At 45.7% G+C, this 17,626-nt stretch carries 13 protein-coding genes and 2 pseudogenes; 6 read left to right on the forward strand and 9 right to left on the reverse strand.

Features of this window, described 5'->3' with window-relative positions:
- Window positions 1-16: 16 nt before the first annotated feature.
- The 4 genes from P4S59_RS20535 (at window position 17) to P4S59_RS20550 (ending at window position 6,099) form a co-directional block, all read left to right on the forward strand.
- Window positions 17-1,090, forward strand: coding sequence for an efflux RND transporter periplasmic adaptor subunit (locus P4S59_RS20535; RefSeq protein WP_074190630.1), 1,074 nt, complete (start codon window positions 17-19; stop codon window positions 1,088-1,090).
- Window positions 1,090-2,151, forward strand: a complete 1,062-nt coding sequence (locus tag P4S59_RS20540) for an efflux RND transporter periplasmic adaptor subunit (protein WP_337168969.1) — start codon at window positions 1,090-1,092, stop codon at window positions 2,149-2,151. The genes P4S59_RS20535 and P4S59_RS20540 overlap by 1 nt, the downstream gene beginning before the upstream one ends.
- Window positions 2,151-5,210, forward strand: a complete 3,060-nt coding sequence (locus tag P4S59_RS20545; protein ID WP_074190632.1) for an efflux RND transporter permease subunit — start codon at window positions 2,151-2,153, stop codon at window positions 5,208-5,210. Before P4S59_RS20540 ends, P4S59_RS20545 begins: the two co-directional genes overlap by 1 nt.
- Window positions 5,211-5,385: 175 nt before the next feature.
- Window positions 5,386-6,099, forward strand: a complete 714-nt coding sequence (locus P4S59_RS20550) for a hypothetical protein (RefSeq protein ID WP_337169207.1) — start codon at window positions 5,386-5,388, stop codon at window positions 6,097-6,099.
- An 82-nt stretch (window positions 6,100-6,181) separates the two neighbouring features.
- Here P4S59_RS20550 and fruA read toward each other — a convergent pair whose 3' ends face one another.
- The 3 genes and pseudogenes from fruA to fruB all read right to left on the reverse strand — a co-directional run bounded on the left by fruA (window position 6,182) and on the right by fruB (window position 10,053).
- Window positions 6,182-7,921 carry a PTS fructose transporter subunit IIBC gene (gene fruA, locus P4S59_RS20555; RefSeq protein ID WP_203347455.1) on the reverse strand — a complete coding sequence of 580 codons (1,740 nt, stop codon included), beginning with the start codon at window positions 7,919-7,921 and terminating at the stop codon, window positions 6,182-6,184.
- 18 nt (window positions 7,922-7,939) lie between these two features.
- Window positions 7,940-8,910: pseudogene (gene pfkB, locus P4S59_RS20560) on the reverse strand (1-phosphofructokinase).
- A gap of 9 nt (window positions 8,911-8,919) precedes the next feature.
- Window positions 8,920-10,053 carry a fused PTS fructose transporter subunit IIA/HPr protein gene (fruB, locus tag P4S59_RS20565; RefSeq protein WP_005397987.1) on the reverse strand — a complete coding sequence of 378 codons (1,134 nt, stop codon included), beginning with the start codon at window positions 10,051-10,053 and terminating at the stop codon, window positions 8,920-8,922.
- 374 nt (window positions 10,054-10,427) lie between these two features.
- Between fruB and cra the strand changes: the two genes are divergently transcribed.
- A complete protein-coding gene (gene cra / locus P4S59_RS20570) occupies window positions 10,428-11,408 on the forward strand; it encodes a catabolite repressor/activator (protein WP_006742265.1) in 981 nt (326 codons plus the stop codon).
- A 9-nt stretch (window positions 11,409-11,417) separates the two neighbouring features.
- On the opposite strand, the gene P4S59_RS20575 is transcribed toward cra, so the two are convergent.
- Window positions 11,418-12,371, reverse strand: coding sequence for an endonuclease/exonuclease/phosphatase family protein (locus P4S59_RS20575; RefSeq protein WP_337168970.1), 954 nt, complete (start codon window positions 12,369-12,371; stop codon window positions 11,418-11,420).
- A gap of 226 nt (window positions 12,372-12,597) precedes the next feature.
- Here P4S59_RS20575 and P4S59_RS20580 point away from each other — a divergent pair, with 226 nt between their 5' ends.
- Window positions 12,598-13,131: an RNA-binding S4 domain-containing protein gene (locus P4S59_RS20580; RefSeq protein ID WP_054867581.1), complete on the forward strand. Its 534-nt coding sequence runs from the start codon at window positions 12,598-12,600 to the stop codon at window positions 13,129-13,131.
- A 104-nt stretch (window positions 13,132-13,235) separates the two neighbouring features.
- Here P4S59_RS20580 and P4S59_RS20585 read toward each other — a convergent pair whose 3' ends face one another.
- From P4S59_RS20585 to P4S59_RS20605, 5 genes and pseudogenes are all read right to left on the reverse strand, one after another.
- Window positions 13,236-14,054 (reverse strand): EAL domain-containing protein, encoded by an 819-nt coding sequence (locus tag P4S59_RS20585; protein ID WP_046876068.1) that lies wholly within the window; start codon window positions 14,052-14,054, stop codon window positions 13,236-13,238.
- A gap of 92 nt (window positions 14,055-14,146) precedes the next feature.
- The gene (locus P4S59_RS20590; RefSeq protein WP_253651134.1) at window positions 14,147-15,067 is read right to left on the reverse strand and encodes an amino acid ABC transporter permease; all 921 of its coding nucleotides are present in this window, start codon (window positions 15,065-15,067) and stop codon (window positions 14,147-14,149) included.
- Window positions 15,068-15,148: 81 nt separating this feature from the next.
- Window positions 15,149-15,967, reverse strand: a complete 819-nt coding sequence (locus P4S59_RS20595) for a transporter substrate-binding domain-containing protein (protein ID WP_182018566.1) — start codon at window positions 15,965-15,967, stop codon at window positions 15,149-15,151.
- 9 nt (window positions 15,968-15,976) lie between these two features.
- A pseudogene (locus P4S59_RS20600) lies at window positions 15,977-16,775 on the reverse strand (amino acid ABC transporter permease).
- Window positions 16,775-17,509: an amino acid ABC transporter ATP-binding protein gene (locus P4S59_RS20605; protein ID WP_337168971.1), complete on the reverse strand. Its 735-nt coding sequence runs from the start codon at window positions 17,507-17,509 to the stop codon at window positions 16,775-16,777. Before P4S59_RS20605 ends, P4S59_RS20600 begins: the two are co-directional and overlap by 1 nt.
- Window positions 17,510-17,626 lie beyond the last annotated feature (117 nt).

Here is a 17,626-nt window from a genome sequence, read left to right on the forward strand (position 1 = left end):
CCTACGGAGAAAGCGGGTGCGAAAACAATATTTAAAGCGCACTTTAGTTGGTGCTGTGGTGACATTAAGTCTCTCTGGCATGCTAACTGGGTGTAACAAAGCCATTTCCGAGCCGTCTGAACCTTTAATCAAACCTGTAAAATTACTGGCGGTGAAAGATCTAGAAGTTGAAGACTCGCATGCCTTTTTAGCGCGTATTGATGCGACACATCGCGCACAGCTTTCTTTTCAGGTTGGTGGTGAGGTCGATGAATTACTTGTTCGCATGGGCCAAGAGGTAAAAAAAGGTGAAGTGCTTGCAACGTTAGACCCTAAAGATCTTCAGCTTGCGTTAGACGCCTCTCAAGCTCAGTTCGCGTTAGCAAAAACGCAATGGGAGCGCGCGAAAAACCTTTATGGAAAAAAGCTGATTAGTACAGATGAGTACGACCAGAAAGAAACTCAATATAAAGCGGCATTGGCAAACTACGAACAAGCCAAAACAGATTTGAGTTATACCAAGATTCACGCACCTTTTGATGGCATCGTGTCATACACCTATGTTAACCCGTTTCAAGTGGTCGCAGAGAAGCAAGAGATCCTGAATCTTATCGATAACACGACCTTAGATGTGTCGTTCACACTGCCAGTCAGTTATGCGGAATCCGTATCACTTGAGTCACTGCAAAATTCCGATATGTGGGTGACGATGGATAGCGAGCCAGGAAAACGTATCCCTGGAAAATTTAAAGAAATTTCGACTCAGCCAAATGTCGATACCAATAGTTATGAGGCGATCGTAACTATAACTCGACCAGAAGATCGCAATTTGCTAACAGGTATGACGGGGCAGGTACACATAGCTAAACAACATCTATCGGACGCGATGACGTTGCCTCAATCCGCTTGGGTAAACAAAAAAGAGACGCAAGGCGAAGTGTGGGTAATGGACAGAAACACACAGCAAGTTAATAAAGTCACAGTGTCTCTTGATGCCTCTGGAGGTGTGAAAGCAGGGCTTGATAACAATGATTACGTTGTTGTTGCTGGCGTTGAGCGACTGGTCGAAGGACAAGTCGTGAAAGCTTGGGTTCGTGAGGGAGGCATTTAATGAAACGATCTCTATTTACGATCTCTGCAATTGCGCTTGCAGTTTTAACGGGTTGCAAAAATGAAAACCAAGCTTTCGTCGAGCAGCCGCTTTTTGTGTCGACTATCTCTGTGGATGCGCCGGTACAAAGCCAATATCGAGCTTTTAAAGGAATAGTTGTACCAGCAGAGCAAACGCCTATGGCATTCCGCCGCGCGGGAGAAATTCAACACGTGTTGGTGAAAGCAGGCGACGTTGTTAAGCAAGGCCAAATGATCGCAAAGCTGGATGATAGTAAAGAAAAGCAAGCCGTAAATGACGCAGAAGCGCAATATACACTGGCGATTCGTCAGCTCAAACGCGGCGAAGACCTACACGCACGTCAGATGATCTCAAAGGCCGAGCTTGATGAGCTAACGGCTAATAAAGAGTTGGCAGAGGCTAATTTCTATAACGCCACCAATCAATTGAACTACACCCGTTTATTTGCCCCGTTCGCCGGTAAAGTGTCTGACGTTTTCAAAGAGCGTTTTGAACGTGTGGCAGTTGGAGAGCCAGTGTTGAACCTATATCAAAACGATTTGGTGTACGTGCGTATTGAGCTTTCCGACAATGTTCTCGCTATGGTGGACCCAAATTCAGACAACATGAGCTACAAGCCTAGAGCAACCTTCTCCGGCATTAATGACACATTTGCTTTGGACTATTTAGAGCACACAAGTGAGCCTAACTCCGAAACTCAAACTTACGAAATGTATTTGACGATGCCACAGCCAAAACCAGAGATATTGCCGGGAACCAGTGTCAGTGTTCTGGTTGATATGGTTAAGGCGGGGATTACCTCCATCGATGGTTACAGTATTCCAGTAACGGCGCTTCAACCGGGCAGCGAAGAGAATGAGTTCTTTGTATGGAAAAAAGAGGGTGACGTTGTCACTCGGGTGCCTGTGATGATTTCCCAAGTGAATGGCAACGGAGCCATTGTGTCGTCAGGAGTTAAGCAAGGCGACGTTCTGATTAATTCAAACCTACGTAAATTACGTGAAGGTAAACATGTGGATGTTGTGGAGAATAAACAATAATGAACATTGCTGAGTACTCAATAAAAAATAAAGTCATCAGCTGGTTGTTCATTATTATCCTTGCTGTTGGTGGTCTAACGTCGTTTTTGGAGCTTGGACGACTAGAAGACCCGGCATTTACGATTAAAGATGCCATGATCATTTCAACATACCCTGGCGCGACGTCGAAAGAGGTTGAAGAAGAGCTGACGTATCCTTTAGAAAAAGAGATTCGAAAACTCCCTTACATAGACAAAATTACCTCTACGTCTTCTGATGGTATGTCTCAAATCACGGTCAGTATGGAAATGGACTATGGTCCTGATGAACTGCCGCAAATTTGGGATGAAATGCGCCGTAAAATTAATGACTTGCGACCAACTTTGCCTCAGGGTGTACAATCTTTGCAGATCATTGATGATTTCGGTGACGTTTATGGCGTGATGTTAATGCTCACTGGTGACGATTACGACTATGTGGAGCTAAAACGCTATGCTGATTACCTGACTCGTGAAATCGAGCTGGTTGATGGCGTAGGAAAGGTGGATATCACGGGCGATCAACAAGAAATGCTGTTTGTTGAGATCTCTCTTGACCGCCTTGCGGCATTGAACTTAGACATGAACGTGGTTGCGAGCTTGTTGAACCAACAAAACAATGTGGTTTCAGCAGGGGAAGTGATGGTCAATGGCGAAAGCCTTGTCATTCGTCCAAGTGGTACCTTAAACACCGTAGAAGCGCTAGAAAACTTGATCATTCATGGTCGTGACACTGGGAACCTAATTCGTCTAAAAGACGTAGCAACGATTTCTCGCGGTATCCAAGAGAAGCCAAGCAACGTCGTACTCTTTAACGGTCAAAAAGCAATTAATATCGGTATCTCGTTTGCGTCAGGTGTGAACGTGGTTGAGGTTGGCGAACGTTTGGATGCGGAGCTTGCGAGCCTTGAGTCTATCAAGCCTGCTGGCATCGATATGAACTACTTTTACAACCAAGCCAATGAAGTGGATGAGTCCGTTAAAGCGTTCGTAATTAGCCTAGCAGAGGCAGTGGCGATCGTTATCATCGTTCTGCTGTTTACGATGGGCTTACGCAGTGGTGTCATCATTGGCGTCGTGCTGTTATTGACGGTGTTCGGTACCTTCATCTTGATGAACTACAACAATATCGAGCTGCACCGTATTTCTCTTGGCGCGTTAATTATTGCTCTGGGCATGCTGGTTGATAACGCGATTGTGGTCGTGGAAGGCATCTTGGTTGGCCTAAAAAAAGGGCGCACTAAAGTTCAAGCGGCCGTCGATATTGTAAAGCAAACACAGTGGCCTTTGCTTGGCGCAACCATCATTGCGATTACGGCTTTTGCACCTATCGGTTTGTCGCAAGATGCAACGGGTGAGTTCATGGGCTCTCTATTCTGGGTGCTGTGTTTCTCACTATTTTTGAGCTGGATTACCGCTATTACGCTGACGCCATTCCTCGCAGATCTATTGTTGAAAGAAGAGGACAAGGGCCAAGATACTAACGAAGAAGATCCCTACAAAGGTTGGCTGTTTGTTGTATTTGGCGCATCGCTGAAATTCGCACTGCGATTCCGTTGGCTAACGGTTGCTGGCATGGTCGCGCTATTAGTGGGTGCTGTCGTGGCATTTGGTAATGTAAAACAGCAGTTCTTCCCACCATCGAACACGCCGATGTTTTACGTTGATATGTGGATGCCAGAAGGTACGGACATCCGCGAAACGATCAAAAAAGCTGAAGAGGTCGAAAGCTACATTCGTCAGCAAGACGATATTGACTTTGTTTCTGCTTCAATTGGGCAGGGTTTGCAGCGTTTCGCTCTGACTTACCAGCCAGAGAAAAGCTACGAAGCGTACGCCCAGTTCCAAGTTCGCGCCACTGATCGTGAGAGCATGTTCGGTTTGTTGCACAAGTTAGACGCTAACCTTGCGAAGACGTTTGATGCACCGACATTTCAATTTAAATTGATGGAATTTGGCCCTTCACCAGCGTCTAAGATCGAAGCGCGTATTACTGGTCCCGATCCGCAAGTTTTACGTGATTTAGCGGTGCAAGTTGAAGACATCCTTCATACCGACCCTGGTGCCCGAAACATTCGTCACGATTGGCGAGAGCGTACTAAGGAGCTTGTGCCTGTTTTCAATGAGTCTAAAGCTCGTCGCTTGGGCATTTCGAAAGAAGATCTTTCAAGCACACTACAAATGGCGTTTGGTGGTAGCACGTTGGGTTACTTACGCGATGGTACACACACTTTGCCAATTATGACGCGCCTTCCTGAAGAAGAACGCGTGGACTTTGAATCACTACAAAACGTGACCATTTGGAGCCCATCACTGCAAACGTATATTCCGGTCGACCAAGTGATTGATGGCGTTAAATTGGATTGGAGCGAGCCGCTAATTCAGCGTCGTGACCGCAAGCGCACGTTAACTGTGCTCGCTGACCACGATGTGTTGAGCGACGACACGGCGGCAAGCTTGTTTGCGCGTGTGCAGCCTAAAGTGATGGCACTGCATATTCCAGAAGGTTACGAAATCACATGGGGGGGTGAGTATGAATCATCGAAAGATGCGCAAGAAGGTCTGTTTGGTTCGTTGCCGATGGGTTACTTGTTGATGTTCATCATTACTATTTTGCTGTTTAACTCAATTAAAAAGCCGTTGGTCATTTGGTTCACCGTGCCGTTGGCGATCATTGGTGTTGCTTTTGGTTTGCTTACCACGAATATGCCGTTCAGCTTTACAGCATTCCTTGGTTTGCTGAGCCTAAGTGGCATGATTTTGAAAAACGGTATTGTGTTGCTTGATCAAATTAACCTTGAGTTGGAGTCAGGGAAAGAGCCTTACCTCGCGATTGTCGATAGTGCGATCAGTCGCGTTCGTCCGGTAAGTATGGCTGCTCTAACGACCATCTTGGGGATGATTCCACTCGTCTTCGATGCCTTCTTTGGATCGATGGCAATAACGATTATGGCAGGTCTTGGTTTTGCTACAGTACTGACACTGATTGTAGTGCCAGTAATGTTTGCGATTCTGTTTAGGGTAAAACCGACCACTGCATAGGGACTCCTGGCTATTTGCCAGCTTCCTGCCTAGCCCTGAAGGTTTTCTTCAGGGCTTTTTTGATCTTACCAATATACACCAATCCATTCATTTACTTGATTCTAATGATTTTCTTACGAATGCAATGCAAATCATGCGTATACTGATGGAACGATACATCAAAGAGCGAGATAACATGAACAAGCGCGTATTACACGGACTCTTCTTCGTCGGTTCTTTCACCTTGGTCGGCTGTACTACGACAGACAGTATGACTACAGAAGAGGCTAAGCAAGCCGTTCCTAAAATCAACAGCGTTAGCACTGAAGTCATCTCCAACTGGATTGATAACAAGGTTTTAGCGCCTGAAGGGCTTTCACTCGAACAAGACAATCTACGTTATATATCGGGTAGCGCCGACTTAAACAGCGATGGCAATGCAGAACACATTGTATTGCTACAAGACCGTTATTTCTGTGGCAGCGGTGGTTGTGCAGCTTATATGTTTGATAACGAGGGGAACGTTATCAATCGAATGTCTGTCACTCGCACGCCTATTGTACTTGCAGATAGTTACAGCAATGGCTGGCAAGATTTCATCGTTTGGAGTAATGGCTCATATCGACTCATGAGTTACAACGGTGAATCTTACCCGAGTAACCCTTCTTTAGAGCCAAAGGTGGATCGTGACTCAAACCTGCAGGCGGCAATTGCGAATGTAATGGCGACAGAGCTTTATCAGCAAGATGGCTATGACATTATGCCCGCTGATTCGAAAGCTTTGTGGACGCCAGCCAATGTATACCACTTCACCTTTAAACATTACGGTGATCCGCATAGTACTTATAAAGCGACGGTGGATATGAACAGTGGGGAAGTAGACATTGTTGCCGTTCCGGCTGCGGAATAAAAAACACCTCCCTTAACCGGAATTAAAGGGAGGTGCTGAATGCCAAATTCGAGGGTGGCATTGTTAAGCGGAGTAATTCTGTTTAAGCCGCGACTTCTTGTTTGGCTTCTGCTTTGCTTTTTAAGAAAGCGTAAGTAAAGCCAGTTACTGCTGTACCAGCTGCGATAGCCACTAAGTACATTAACACTGGTGAAATGGCGTTAGGGATTAATAGTACGAACAGACCGCCGTGTGGTGCCATTAATTTTGCACCGAACAGCATAGATAGGGCACCAGTAAGCGCGCCACCTGCCATACAAGATGGAATCACACGCATTGGATCTTTGGCGGCAAATGGAATAGCACCTTCAGAGATGAAACACAGGCCCAATACAAATGATGCTTTACCAGCCTCACGTTCATTTTGTTCAAATTTGTTCTTCGCAATGAAGGTCGCTAAACCCATACCTAGCGCAGGAACCATACCAGCAGCCATGATTGCTGCCATTGGCGCGTAAGTTTGCGAAGCCAATAGACCGACGCCAAATGCGTAAGCGGCTTTGTTTACTGGGCCACCTAGGTCGAAACACATCATTGCGCCAAGGATAATACCCAGTAGTACTGCACTGTCAGAACCCATGTTGTTTAGGAAGTCAGTCAGGCCGTTCATGATGCCTGAAACTGGGCCGCCTACGATGTAGATCATCACAAGACCAGTGAACAATGTTGCCACAAATGGAATGATCAGAATCGGTTTAAGCGCTTCCATCGATTGTGGCAGTTTCACCTTATCTGCGAGGAGTTTCGCTGCGTAACCGGCAATGAAGCCAGCTGCGATACCACCTAGGAAACCAGCACCCGTTGAACTTGCTAGCATGCCGCCAACAAGACCAGGAGCCAGACCCGGACGGTCAGCAATTGAGAACGCGATGTAACCCGCAAGAACAGGAATCATCAATGCGAATGCAGAGCCACCACCAATGTTCATTAACGCTGCTGCTAGCGTGCCTTCTTCTTTAAATGCTTCAATACCAAACACGAACGATAGGGCGATGATCAAACCACCAGCGACAACCACAGGCAGCATGTGCGATACCCCTGTCATCAAGTGTTTGTAAGCGCCTTTCTTCTCGTCCGCTGCCGAAGCAGAATTTGCAGAGCCTGAGTGTTGGTAAATCGTGGCTTGCTCGAATGCTTTGTCCATCTCTTCGGCTGTTTTCTTCAGAGCTGGGCCTGTTTTCGTGCGGTACATCTTTTTGCCGTTGAAGCGATCAAGTGGTACTTCGATATCGGCAGCAATGATAACGAGATCAGCGTCTGCGATGTCTTGGTCAGTCAGTTGGTTTTTCGCACCAACTGAACCACGAGTTTCCACCTTGATTTGATGTCCACGGCGTTTGCCTTCTTCTTCTAGCGCTTCTGCTGCCATAAAGGTATGCGCAACGCCAGTAGGACAAGCGGTGATTGCGACAATTTTCTTCTCTGCTGATGTTGCTTCAGGAGTGATAGGGGCTGCAAGTGTGGTTGCTTTTTCAAGTAAAGTGGCGTTTTCAACCGCTTGCTGAAGAAACGCAGTTGCGTCTTTTGCTACTTCGCTGATTTCCGCTTGGTAAACCTTTTTCCCTACGAAACGAGAAGTATCCACGCTAGTATTTGCCGCAATGATAATGACTTCTGCTTGTTCAACGTCAGCTTCCGTCAGCAGTGTAGGTTCAACCACACTTGATTGACATTCGATTTTTGCATTCCAAGTTAATTTTGCGGCTGCTTGTTCTAGTAACCCTGCCGCAAGGATGCTATTTGCAACACCGCTCGGACAGGCAGTAATAATGGCAATATTCATACGATAACCTTCTGTTCCTTAGTTTTGTTCTAAGTTTGTAATAGGGTAAAGCTCGCTAACTTCAGTTTGCTGCTTGATGTTCTCCAGTTCTTCCTGACTGGTTAGCCCTACGCCGACTTGACTAACTGCCAAGGCAGAAAGTGCTGTAGCGAAGCGCAATAAATCGTTTTTCGGCATCAGTTGCATGTGGCCCCAACACAAGCCAGCAACTAGCGTATCGCCTGCGCCAACGGTGCTTACCACATTCATTCGAGGGGGTGTGCACGAAGCCATTTGCCTTGGTTTAGCCACATCACACCGTCAGCGCCCATCGACACAACAATGTTCTCGATGCCTTTGTCACTCAGTGTTTGCGCGGCGGCTTGGCATTGTTCTGGTGTTTCTAGGTGTTCGCCAACAAAATCACCAAGTTCTTCATCGTTAGGCTTAATCAACCATGGGTGAGCCTCAATACCTGATTTCAATGCGGCTTTACTGCTGTCGAACAACACCTTTTTGCCTTGTTGATGCAGTGCTTTTATCCACGCAGCACATTGTTCGGCGGTTACGCCTCCAGGTAAGCTACCCGCAAGCACAAAGTAATCGTGAGTCTCTGCGAGACGGAATAGCGTCTCCTCAAAGCGAGCAATTTCGTCAGCCGTTACTTGAACACCAGGGAAGTTAATGTCACTAACGTTGCCACTAGCCTCAACGAGCTTGACGTTGATACGAGTGGCACCTTGTACTTCTACAAACTCATTCTTAACGCCGATGTCATTGAAAAGCTGATGGAATAGCTCAGGGTTATCTTTACCAAGAAAGCCGGTAACCGTGACATCTGCGCCTAAATCGCTCAACACTTTTGCTACGTTGACACCTTTACCTGCAGCATGGAGATTGCTTTGCTGCACTAGGCTCACGGAACCAACGTTTAGCTCATTTACTGAACCTGTTAAATCTAATGCCGGGTTGAGCGTAATAGTGACAACTTTACTTGTTTTGTTCGTCATATCGGCTCCTTAACCTTCACCAAGGCCAGAAGCGATAGCATTCCCGATAGACTCCAAGGCTTGCGGTGCATCAGGGCCTTCCGCAGTAAATTGAAGTTGATGACCGTGCTTAACGCCAAGCGCAATGACTTTCATTAGGCTCTTCGCGTTTACTGTTTTGCCATCACCGTCTAGGTTGGCAACGCGAATAGTGGATTCAAATTTTTTCGCTTCCGCCACTAACATTGCACCCGGACGAGCATGTAAACCATGAGAGTTTTTGATTTTAAATACAGCGGTATTGCCTTCTTCTGAGGATGCGGCTGTGACTTCTTCACCTTTAAACAAAGCAAGAATCTGTTCTACTGATGCATCTAAAAGCTTGCCGTGCTCATTGTTAAACACGATATTAGAAAGCGTTTTTAGGATAGGCTGGTGAGCATTGTTACATGCCGCAAACGCGACAAGTGCACGCACTTTTTGACCTTCATATTCGCAATCGTTTGCCGTCGAGACAAATGACACGCCTGTGCGAGTTACATGTTTGTCACTGCCAATTAACCAAAGGCCATTACCTAAGTGAGTTGGTGTTTTGGTAACGAGATCTGCGACGAACTCGTTATCAGCACAGCCCGTGTTTTTCAAAAGACCACCAGCAACAGCACTCATTTGTAGCATATCGCTCGCAGGGAACATAAGTTGAATTAAAGAGGCGTCAAAGTCTGCTTCAAGCTGAACATCACCGTGGAGCAGGGCAATAATCTCGTCTTCATTTTTTGCATTACGTAGGCGTTCTTCTACGCCGTCAGCGCCTAGCACTTTCGTTAGCTGTTTAAGAATGCCAAGGTGCTCATCAGATTTAGCAGCAATGCCGATAGCGACGAATACCGTGTTACCATCGCCCCAGTCGACACCTTGTGGAAAGTGGTGCACAGCAACACCCGTTGTTTTCACCATTGAGCGAGTGTCAGTCGTGCCGTGCGGGATGGCAATACCGTTCCCCAAAAACGTAGAGTTTTGGTTTTCACGGTTTAGCATGCCTTCCACATAACCTTGTTCAACAAGGCCTTTGTCTGTCAGGCTTTGCGCAATATTCTTGATTGCTGCAAACTTATCTGTCGCTGATTGCGAGAGGGTAATGTCGTTCTTATTTAGCTTAAGCATGGTGCTTCTCCAGCCTTAAGGTATCAATTTAAAAATGTATTCTGTGTGAGAAGTTGAACGCTGCTTCTGCTGAGCGCTTATCACTCCTCAAACCATTCTATTTTTCAAGCTAAATCGATTCAGCTTATTGGTAAATTTTTTAAAAGACTCAGAAAAACTATTTTAAAAACTGACGTTAACAAATGAGTCTTTGGCGCTGTCCTATAGCCTAGCCTACAAATTGGTTTGTTGTGTATTCAGGTGATTTACGTCAATTTTTAAGTTTTGCTGAATCCTTTCAGCTTTTATACTGAATCGGTTCAGCTTATAATTCAACTTATCGAAAGATCGCTGATGTATTAATATGATCGCGCGCACAGAATAAGGTTTAGAATATGACACTGGATGAAATAGCCAAATTAGCAGGCGTTTCTAAGACAACTGCAAGCTATGTGATTAACGGAAAAGCGCAGAAATACCGCATCAGCGAGAAGACTCAGAAGAAAGTGATGGCCGTTGTAGAAGAATACAATTATAAGCCAGATCATGCGGCGTCTTCTTTGCGAGCAGGTAATTCACGCTCATTTGGGCTTATCATCCCAGACTTAGAAAACACCAGTTATGCGCGTCTTGCAAAACTGATTGAACAAAACTCGCGTAAAGCAGGGTACCAAATTTTAATTGGCTGCTCTGATGATGATCCTGATACAGAGCAAAAGGTGGCGGAAGCGTTAGTCAGTCGTCGCATTGATGCGTTGTTTGTGGCAAGTGGTATGCCCACTGCAAACGAGTATTATCTTAAGTTGCAAAATTCTGGTACGCCAGTTATCGCGCTAGACCGCCCAATGGATGATGAGCACTTTTGTTGTGTCATCAGCGAAGATTTTGACGCCGCACTTGAACTCACTCAGTCAGTACTGTCCGAGGATATAAAGTCCATTGGCTTAATCGGTGCATTGCAAGACCTTCAAGTTTCAAAAGAGCGTGAGCTCGGTTTTCGATCCGCTTCTCAACAAGGTGGCAAAACGGCAACAGTGGGTTATGGGCAGCACTTCTCCCGAGAAGAAGGTAAGAAAGTCTTAGAGAGATGGCTAGCAGAGAACGAGCTGCCAGATGCCATTGTCACAACGTCATACACACTGTTAGAAGGTGTGTTGGATGTGATGCTCGAAAAGCCAGAACTCATGAGCAAAGTTCGCCTAGCGACGTTTGGTGATAATCGACTGCTGGACTTCTTACCAGTGAAAATCAACTCTTTACCTCAACAATTTGAGTTGATCGCGGACAGCGCAATGGAGTTAGCGCTCAACGCTTCCGCCAAACGTTATAAACCGGGTGTTGAGTTGATTCCACGTAAAATTGTTAAACGTCACTAAACAGGTTACTCAAAGCTTTACTTCAGCCGTCAGCGCCACAAATGCGTGGTCGCTGGCGTTTTTATCTCTGTCATAAATCGGGTTGATCAGATGTTGGTTAGACACCTGATAATCAACAACCTCGGCAACCGATATATCTGATAAGGTGTCAAACTCTTGAGAGAGCAAGATATAGTCGAGCACATTCCCAGTGGAAAAATGATAATGCGTAGCGGGGCGTTCATCCTTCAGAGCGTCACTTTGTAATGACCATCCATCTTTGAGTTGCAATTCAGTGACACTGTCACCAGTATTGAATACCAATGCGCTATTAACACTGGTTGGAGTGATAGGTTGATTCATATCACCCATTAACACCGTTGGCATTGGCTCCTTTCTATACCTTTTTTGCATCGCGTCTCTTAACATCGCTGCTTCCCAACCTCTTTGCTGGGTGGATAACCAGCGCCCAATAATCGTGCTAGACGTTTCTGGTTGTTCTGAGTCGGCTGGGCGTTGAGATTTTAGGTGCGTCACGTAAACGGCGATATGACCGAGTACAGGATGTATGACTTGGGCATAGATAGGTTTGCGACTGAACTCTGGAGCAACACTCACTCCAAAAAGCTCAAGCGTTGCTAAGTCAAACTCTACCGCTTGTACTTTTTCTATTGGAAACCGAGATGCGATTGCCACAACAGGGCTTGAGTAAATGTACTCATCCTCTACATGTGGGGTGTCAACGGTCGCAAAGTAGGGGTAGCCGATGGTTGAAAAGAATGCCTGAGTCTTCTCGATACTGAACACTTCTTGTAAGCCAATCACGTCGCCTTCCAGTTTTTCAACTTGACGTTGCGTCCAAGTAAGTTTGTCTTGCCATTGCTCTAACGAGTAGATGTTTTCGAAATCATAGTAGGCATCAGGAGGTGCGACAAAATTAAACAAGTTAGCCGTGACAAAGGTAATTCTGCTTGGTTGAGACAAAGTATTCGCTCTTTTCAACAATAACTTGAAGAGTATATACCTTCAGACTGCGTAATTGCAGCTTCGTTTGAACCAAGCCTCGACATACAAGCTAACGAGCAGCAAGTTAAATGGGTTAAGAGGTACTCAAATGCCAAGGCTAATCGGTGATTGAGCATCGGCAGAGGTTTCTATTTTTAAGCATTGCGTTTAAACTTCAGGGCATCAAATAGTAAGAGTAAGTAACATGACCCAAGATTACGACCACGAAGAGTATTTAGAAGGCGAAGAGATTGAGATCGAAGCGATTGGCATCGACGTTGATGCGCATCCGATCGAACTGTACAAGCTTTTTAAAATCGCGAACTTGGTCAGCGGTGGCGGCGAAGCAAAGCATATCATCGAAGAAGGTTACGTCGCGGTGAATGGTGAGCTAGAAACACGTAAGCGCCGCAAGATGTATGATGGTGACTTTTTTGAGTTTAACCAGGAATATTATGTTGTGGTTTGCGATGCGCCGGTAACTGAACCTGAAACGGCAGAGCAAAAAGCGGAAAAGAAAGCGAAGAAAGAAGCGCAATCCGCACGTAAAGAGAAATCTCGCCAAAGCAAGCCTGCTAAAGGCTCTGGACCTAAGTCAACAGGCCGAAAAGCAGCGCATAAAGAGCGTAAAGCACAACAAAACGCGCTGTCGCAATCGGCGAAGAAAGGTAAGAAAGCTGAAAAGCCGCAAGCGACTCGTGATCCGAAGAGCGGACGTAACTCTATTGACTTTTTCTAAGCAAATTAATACCTAACTAAGCAGGTCATCGCCAAGCAAAACCCAAAAAGCGCCGAGTATATATCGGCGCTTTTTGGGTTTTACTGTATTGTAAGGGGGCAGTGTCAATGCACTGTCGTCTCAATGTTTAGGCTATCGGTCCAGTGATGAATGGCGCAAGGCTTACCTAAGTAAAAGCCTTGGTAATAATCCAAATCAAGTTGATACATCGCTTGCAGCTGCACGTCTTCTTCTACCCCTTCTATGATCACTTTTGCTCCCATATGAGCCGCGAGCTCAACGGCGCTATGTATGGAAAAGGTTTCTCCGGCGCAGTAATCAAGTAGATAGGAGCGATCGATTTTTATGATGTCAGGGCAGAGCTGCTGAACACGTGCGATATCAGAATGTTGAGCGCCAAAATCATCGATAGCAAAGATAAAGCCATTCGCTCTCATTAACTGCACGGCTTTGATCAGTAAATCAGTATCACCGCATGACTCTTCGACTACTTCAAACACCACGTCTGATGGGCTCATACCAAGTTCGGAAAGGCGCTTGTAAAGCAGGCCGTTGTCTTTAAAGCCCATGTCTTTGGTTAGGGTGAGTAGGGTTTGAGGCATGACATTGAGAAACAGTTTGATAGGCGTTCCTGCGAAACAGCGTGCAAAATTTCGAATGTGCATTGCTCTGGATAAAAACTCAACACACAATCGAAAGTAGGGATCGAGGCCATTGTTGGCCAGAAATACATCAGGACGAATTAACGAACCATCAATGCCACGAATTCGCAGTAGAGCTTCCATTCCAATAATACGCTGGTGCTTATCAAAAATCGGCTGATAAACACTGTGAAAAGTGAATTGATTGAGAACTACGTAATATTCACCAAGATTATCTTGCTTAATGTATCGCTCGTAGTCCGATTGATTCTTTAACTCCATGAAAAACGCCGAAAATTTAGCATCTTTTCAATGTAACAGGATGCAATTCTGATTTGAAGATTCAAATGTGTCTAATTACATATACGGTTGAGTTAATTTGAAATGGATTCCGATTTTGCTTCAATGTAGCGAAAAGTAAGTGACAACCCGAAACAAATCAAAAAGTAAGCAAGGCCGACAATCAGCCAAATTTCAAAGATATATCCTGATGAGTTTGCCATCTCTGTCCCAACGAAAGTCATTTCTTGTATAGAAATTAGCGAAACGATGGAGGTGTCTTTCACTAGAGAGATGGTTTGACCTGCAAGTGCTGGGGTGATGACTTTGAGCACTTGCGGCGCGATAACGAATCGGTATTTCACCCACCGAGACAAGCCCAATGAATCTGCCGCTTCCCACTGTCCTTGGTCGATACTTTGTAAACCTGCACGCACCACTTCTGCAACGTAGGCAGAAGATAGTAGGCCGACGCATAACACGCCAGAGGCAAGATTTTCCCAAAGGTTATAAGGCCCAAAAAGAAAGCTCTGTAGCGCATTTGGTTCGCTGTTATAGTTTCGTAGAATATCTTCCAAACCGAGTAACGGGATCAACTGGTTAGAAATGAAAAAGTAGAAAATAAAAACAAAAACCAACGGTGGGATGTTTCTTACCAACTGGATAAATGTGTTTGCAGGTGTGCGCAACCAAACGGAGCGAGAGAAGCGCGCTAAGCCTAGCAACGTGCCAAGTACTAACGCGAAGCTGATGCTCCAAATACTGAGCCTTAACGTCGAAATCAAACCTTGGAAGAAGTAGGGCAAACCACCATCGGCTCTGGGCGTAAAAAGTAGTTCAAACGCCTCTTTCCACTGCCACAAATAATGCACACCAACAGTGGAGCGATGGTACAGCCAAACGCCACCAATACCACAGATAATAAGCAGTACCCAATCTAGCGTGTTTAACCGCGATAGAAAGGAACCTGTGTTGGAATTAGTGGGTACTGTGCGAGTGGTGGTTTGTTCGCCCAAAAATTTGACTCCGATAGATGATGAAAAAGTAAAATGGATGATTGGAAAGTATAGGCTCGCGAAGACCACGAGCCATTTAGATTACTGGCCTCGCGCGACTTGATCTTGCCAATCTAATGTCGAGAACCAGTATTCATAACGCTGTTTTAACCATCCATCTTGGGTTCTTTCTTCAATCCATTTATTGAAAAAGGCTTTTTTATCTTCTTCTCCTAGGCGAACCGCAAAGGCTTCGTTACCTTTTGAGAGTCGCTCGGAGAATGGAAGGAATAGTTTGTCGCTGTGTTTCACTGTCTCATGCTCTGGTTTTGGGCTAGAAGCGATGACCGCATGGGCGTTACCATTCAGCACCTCTTGGAACGCTTGAGCGTCATCATCAAATTGCAGAATCTTCGCTTTCGGGAAGGTTTCTCTGGCTACTTGAACGGTGAACGCACCGCGACGAGCCGCTATTTTTACGCGTCGTGAGTCAAAATCGGAGAATTCGCTAAAACCTGAAGCCAGCTCTTTGTTCGCTGCCACTTGAACTCCAGAGTGCGAGTAGGGCTCAGTAAACAACACGCTTTTGGAACGCTCAGGCGTGACCGACATGCCACCGATAATCACGTCGAACTTTTTCGCCAGTAGTGCGGGAATAATGCCATCCCATGCAGTCGGTACAAATTCCACTTTCAAACCTGAATCTTGTGCTAAGCGTTTGGCCACATCGATTTCAAAACCGATTAACTCACCTTGCTTGTTGCGCATTGCCCAAGGTACAAATGTTGACATACCAACGCGCAAAGTGCCTCGTTCTTTGATTTGATCTACATTGGGTGTGGCAACATCTTCTTTCGCGATTGTAGGCATAGCGATGGCTAGCCCTAATAATGCAGTAATGGTCGCTTTGAATAACTTCATGTTATCTCCTTATAATTTGCGCCAACTGGCTCCGAGTTTGTGTTCTAGCCATGCAGACAAGCCAGAAAGTGATAGAGTGAGAGCAAGATAAATTGCTGCCACGGTAAACCAAATTTCAAACGGCATCGCCGTCTCAGAGACGATGTTGCGTGCCTGTGTTGTTAAATCAAAAATCGCCATCACGCTCACAATGGAAGAGTTTTTGATCAAAGAAACCACTTCATTGGTCAATGGCGGTAATGTGCGCTGTAAAACCTGGGGCAAAAATTACGTCTTTGTAAGTGTAAAACGGTGATAACCCGAGTGTTTGTGATGCTTCGAATTGCCCTTTAGGAATACTGTTTAAACCTGCGCGGAATATTTCTGCAGTGTAAGCACCTTGAAAAAGGGACAAAGCCAAAACGGCGGTGCTGAATCGGTCCAAACCAATCACGGGGCCAAACACGAAATAGAGCAAATAGATTTGCACCAACAACGGCGTGTTACGTATTACCTCGACATAAGTGGTGCCAATAACATTGCCGACTTTCGAATCGCTAAGCCTTAGTAACGCGGTGACCAACCCCAACACTAAGGTGAAGAATAGACTAATGGCCGAGATGTTAAGCGTGACCAATAGCCCATCGATAAGTTCTGCGGGCCACCATTCGCCATCTTCATAAAAAGCGATGTAATCAGGCACGCGTTCCCATTGCCATTGATAGCCCATAGCATCGGCACCAGAGTCCAACACCCACACAATCGCGATGAAGAGGAGCATCATTTGCAGTAAAGCTTGAAGGACGGGTTTGATTACGCGAACTATCATCAGTAACTTAAAATTTGGTTCAAAAATGCTTGGGTTCGTGGATGCTGTGGCGTCTCAAATAAGGCGATCGGTGAGTTCATTTCCAGGATTTGGCCTTCATCCATAAATACCACGCGGTTCGCTACTTTTTTGGCAAATCCCATTTCGTGCGTGACACAAATCATCGTCATTCCGCTTTGTGCCAGCTCAACCATGGCATCCAACACTTCATTGATCATTTCCGGATCAAGCGCCGAAGTTGGTTCGTCAAACAGGAGCAAGTCCGGTTCCATGCATAAGGAGCGGGCAATCGCGACGCGTTGCTGCTGACCGCCAGAAAGCTGGATAGGGTACTTGCTCGCTTGCTCTTCAATGTTGACTCGCTTTAGGTAATGTCGTGCGCGTTTTTCAGCTTCTTGTTTTGACAATTTGAGTGTGCGAATCGGCGCTAAGGTGAGGTTTTCCAGTACAGTCAAATGAGGAAAAAGGTGGAAGTGCTGGAACACCATGCCGATTTTACCGGGCTTGAGAGATTTTGCGTGAGAAGGCTGGTCGAATACATGAAGCTGGCCTTCTTGAATCGATTCAAGATGGTTGATGCAACGAATGAGCGTTGATTTTCCTGAACCAGAAGGGCCACACACCACGACGATCTCGCCAGAATTTACGGAGAAGTTGATATCTTTTAGAGCGTGGTAATCGCCATACCACTTGTTTACGTTGCTAAATTCAACAACAGGAGTGTTCTCTTTCAAAGGGGCACGCTATAAAGGAAAAATATCCTTCTACAATAGCAAGTTGTGCGCATTATTTCATTAAGAACAAGCTTATATTCAGGTTCTAAGATTAAGAACCTGCTCACTTTAGTGCTT

This window comes from Vibrio sp. M60_M70 (assembly GCF_037162085.1).
Taxonomy (GTDB): Bacteria; Pseudomonadota; Gammaproteobacteria; order Enterobacterales; family Vibrionaceae; genus Vibrio; species Vibrio diabolicus.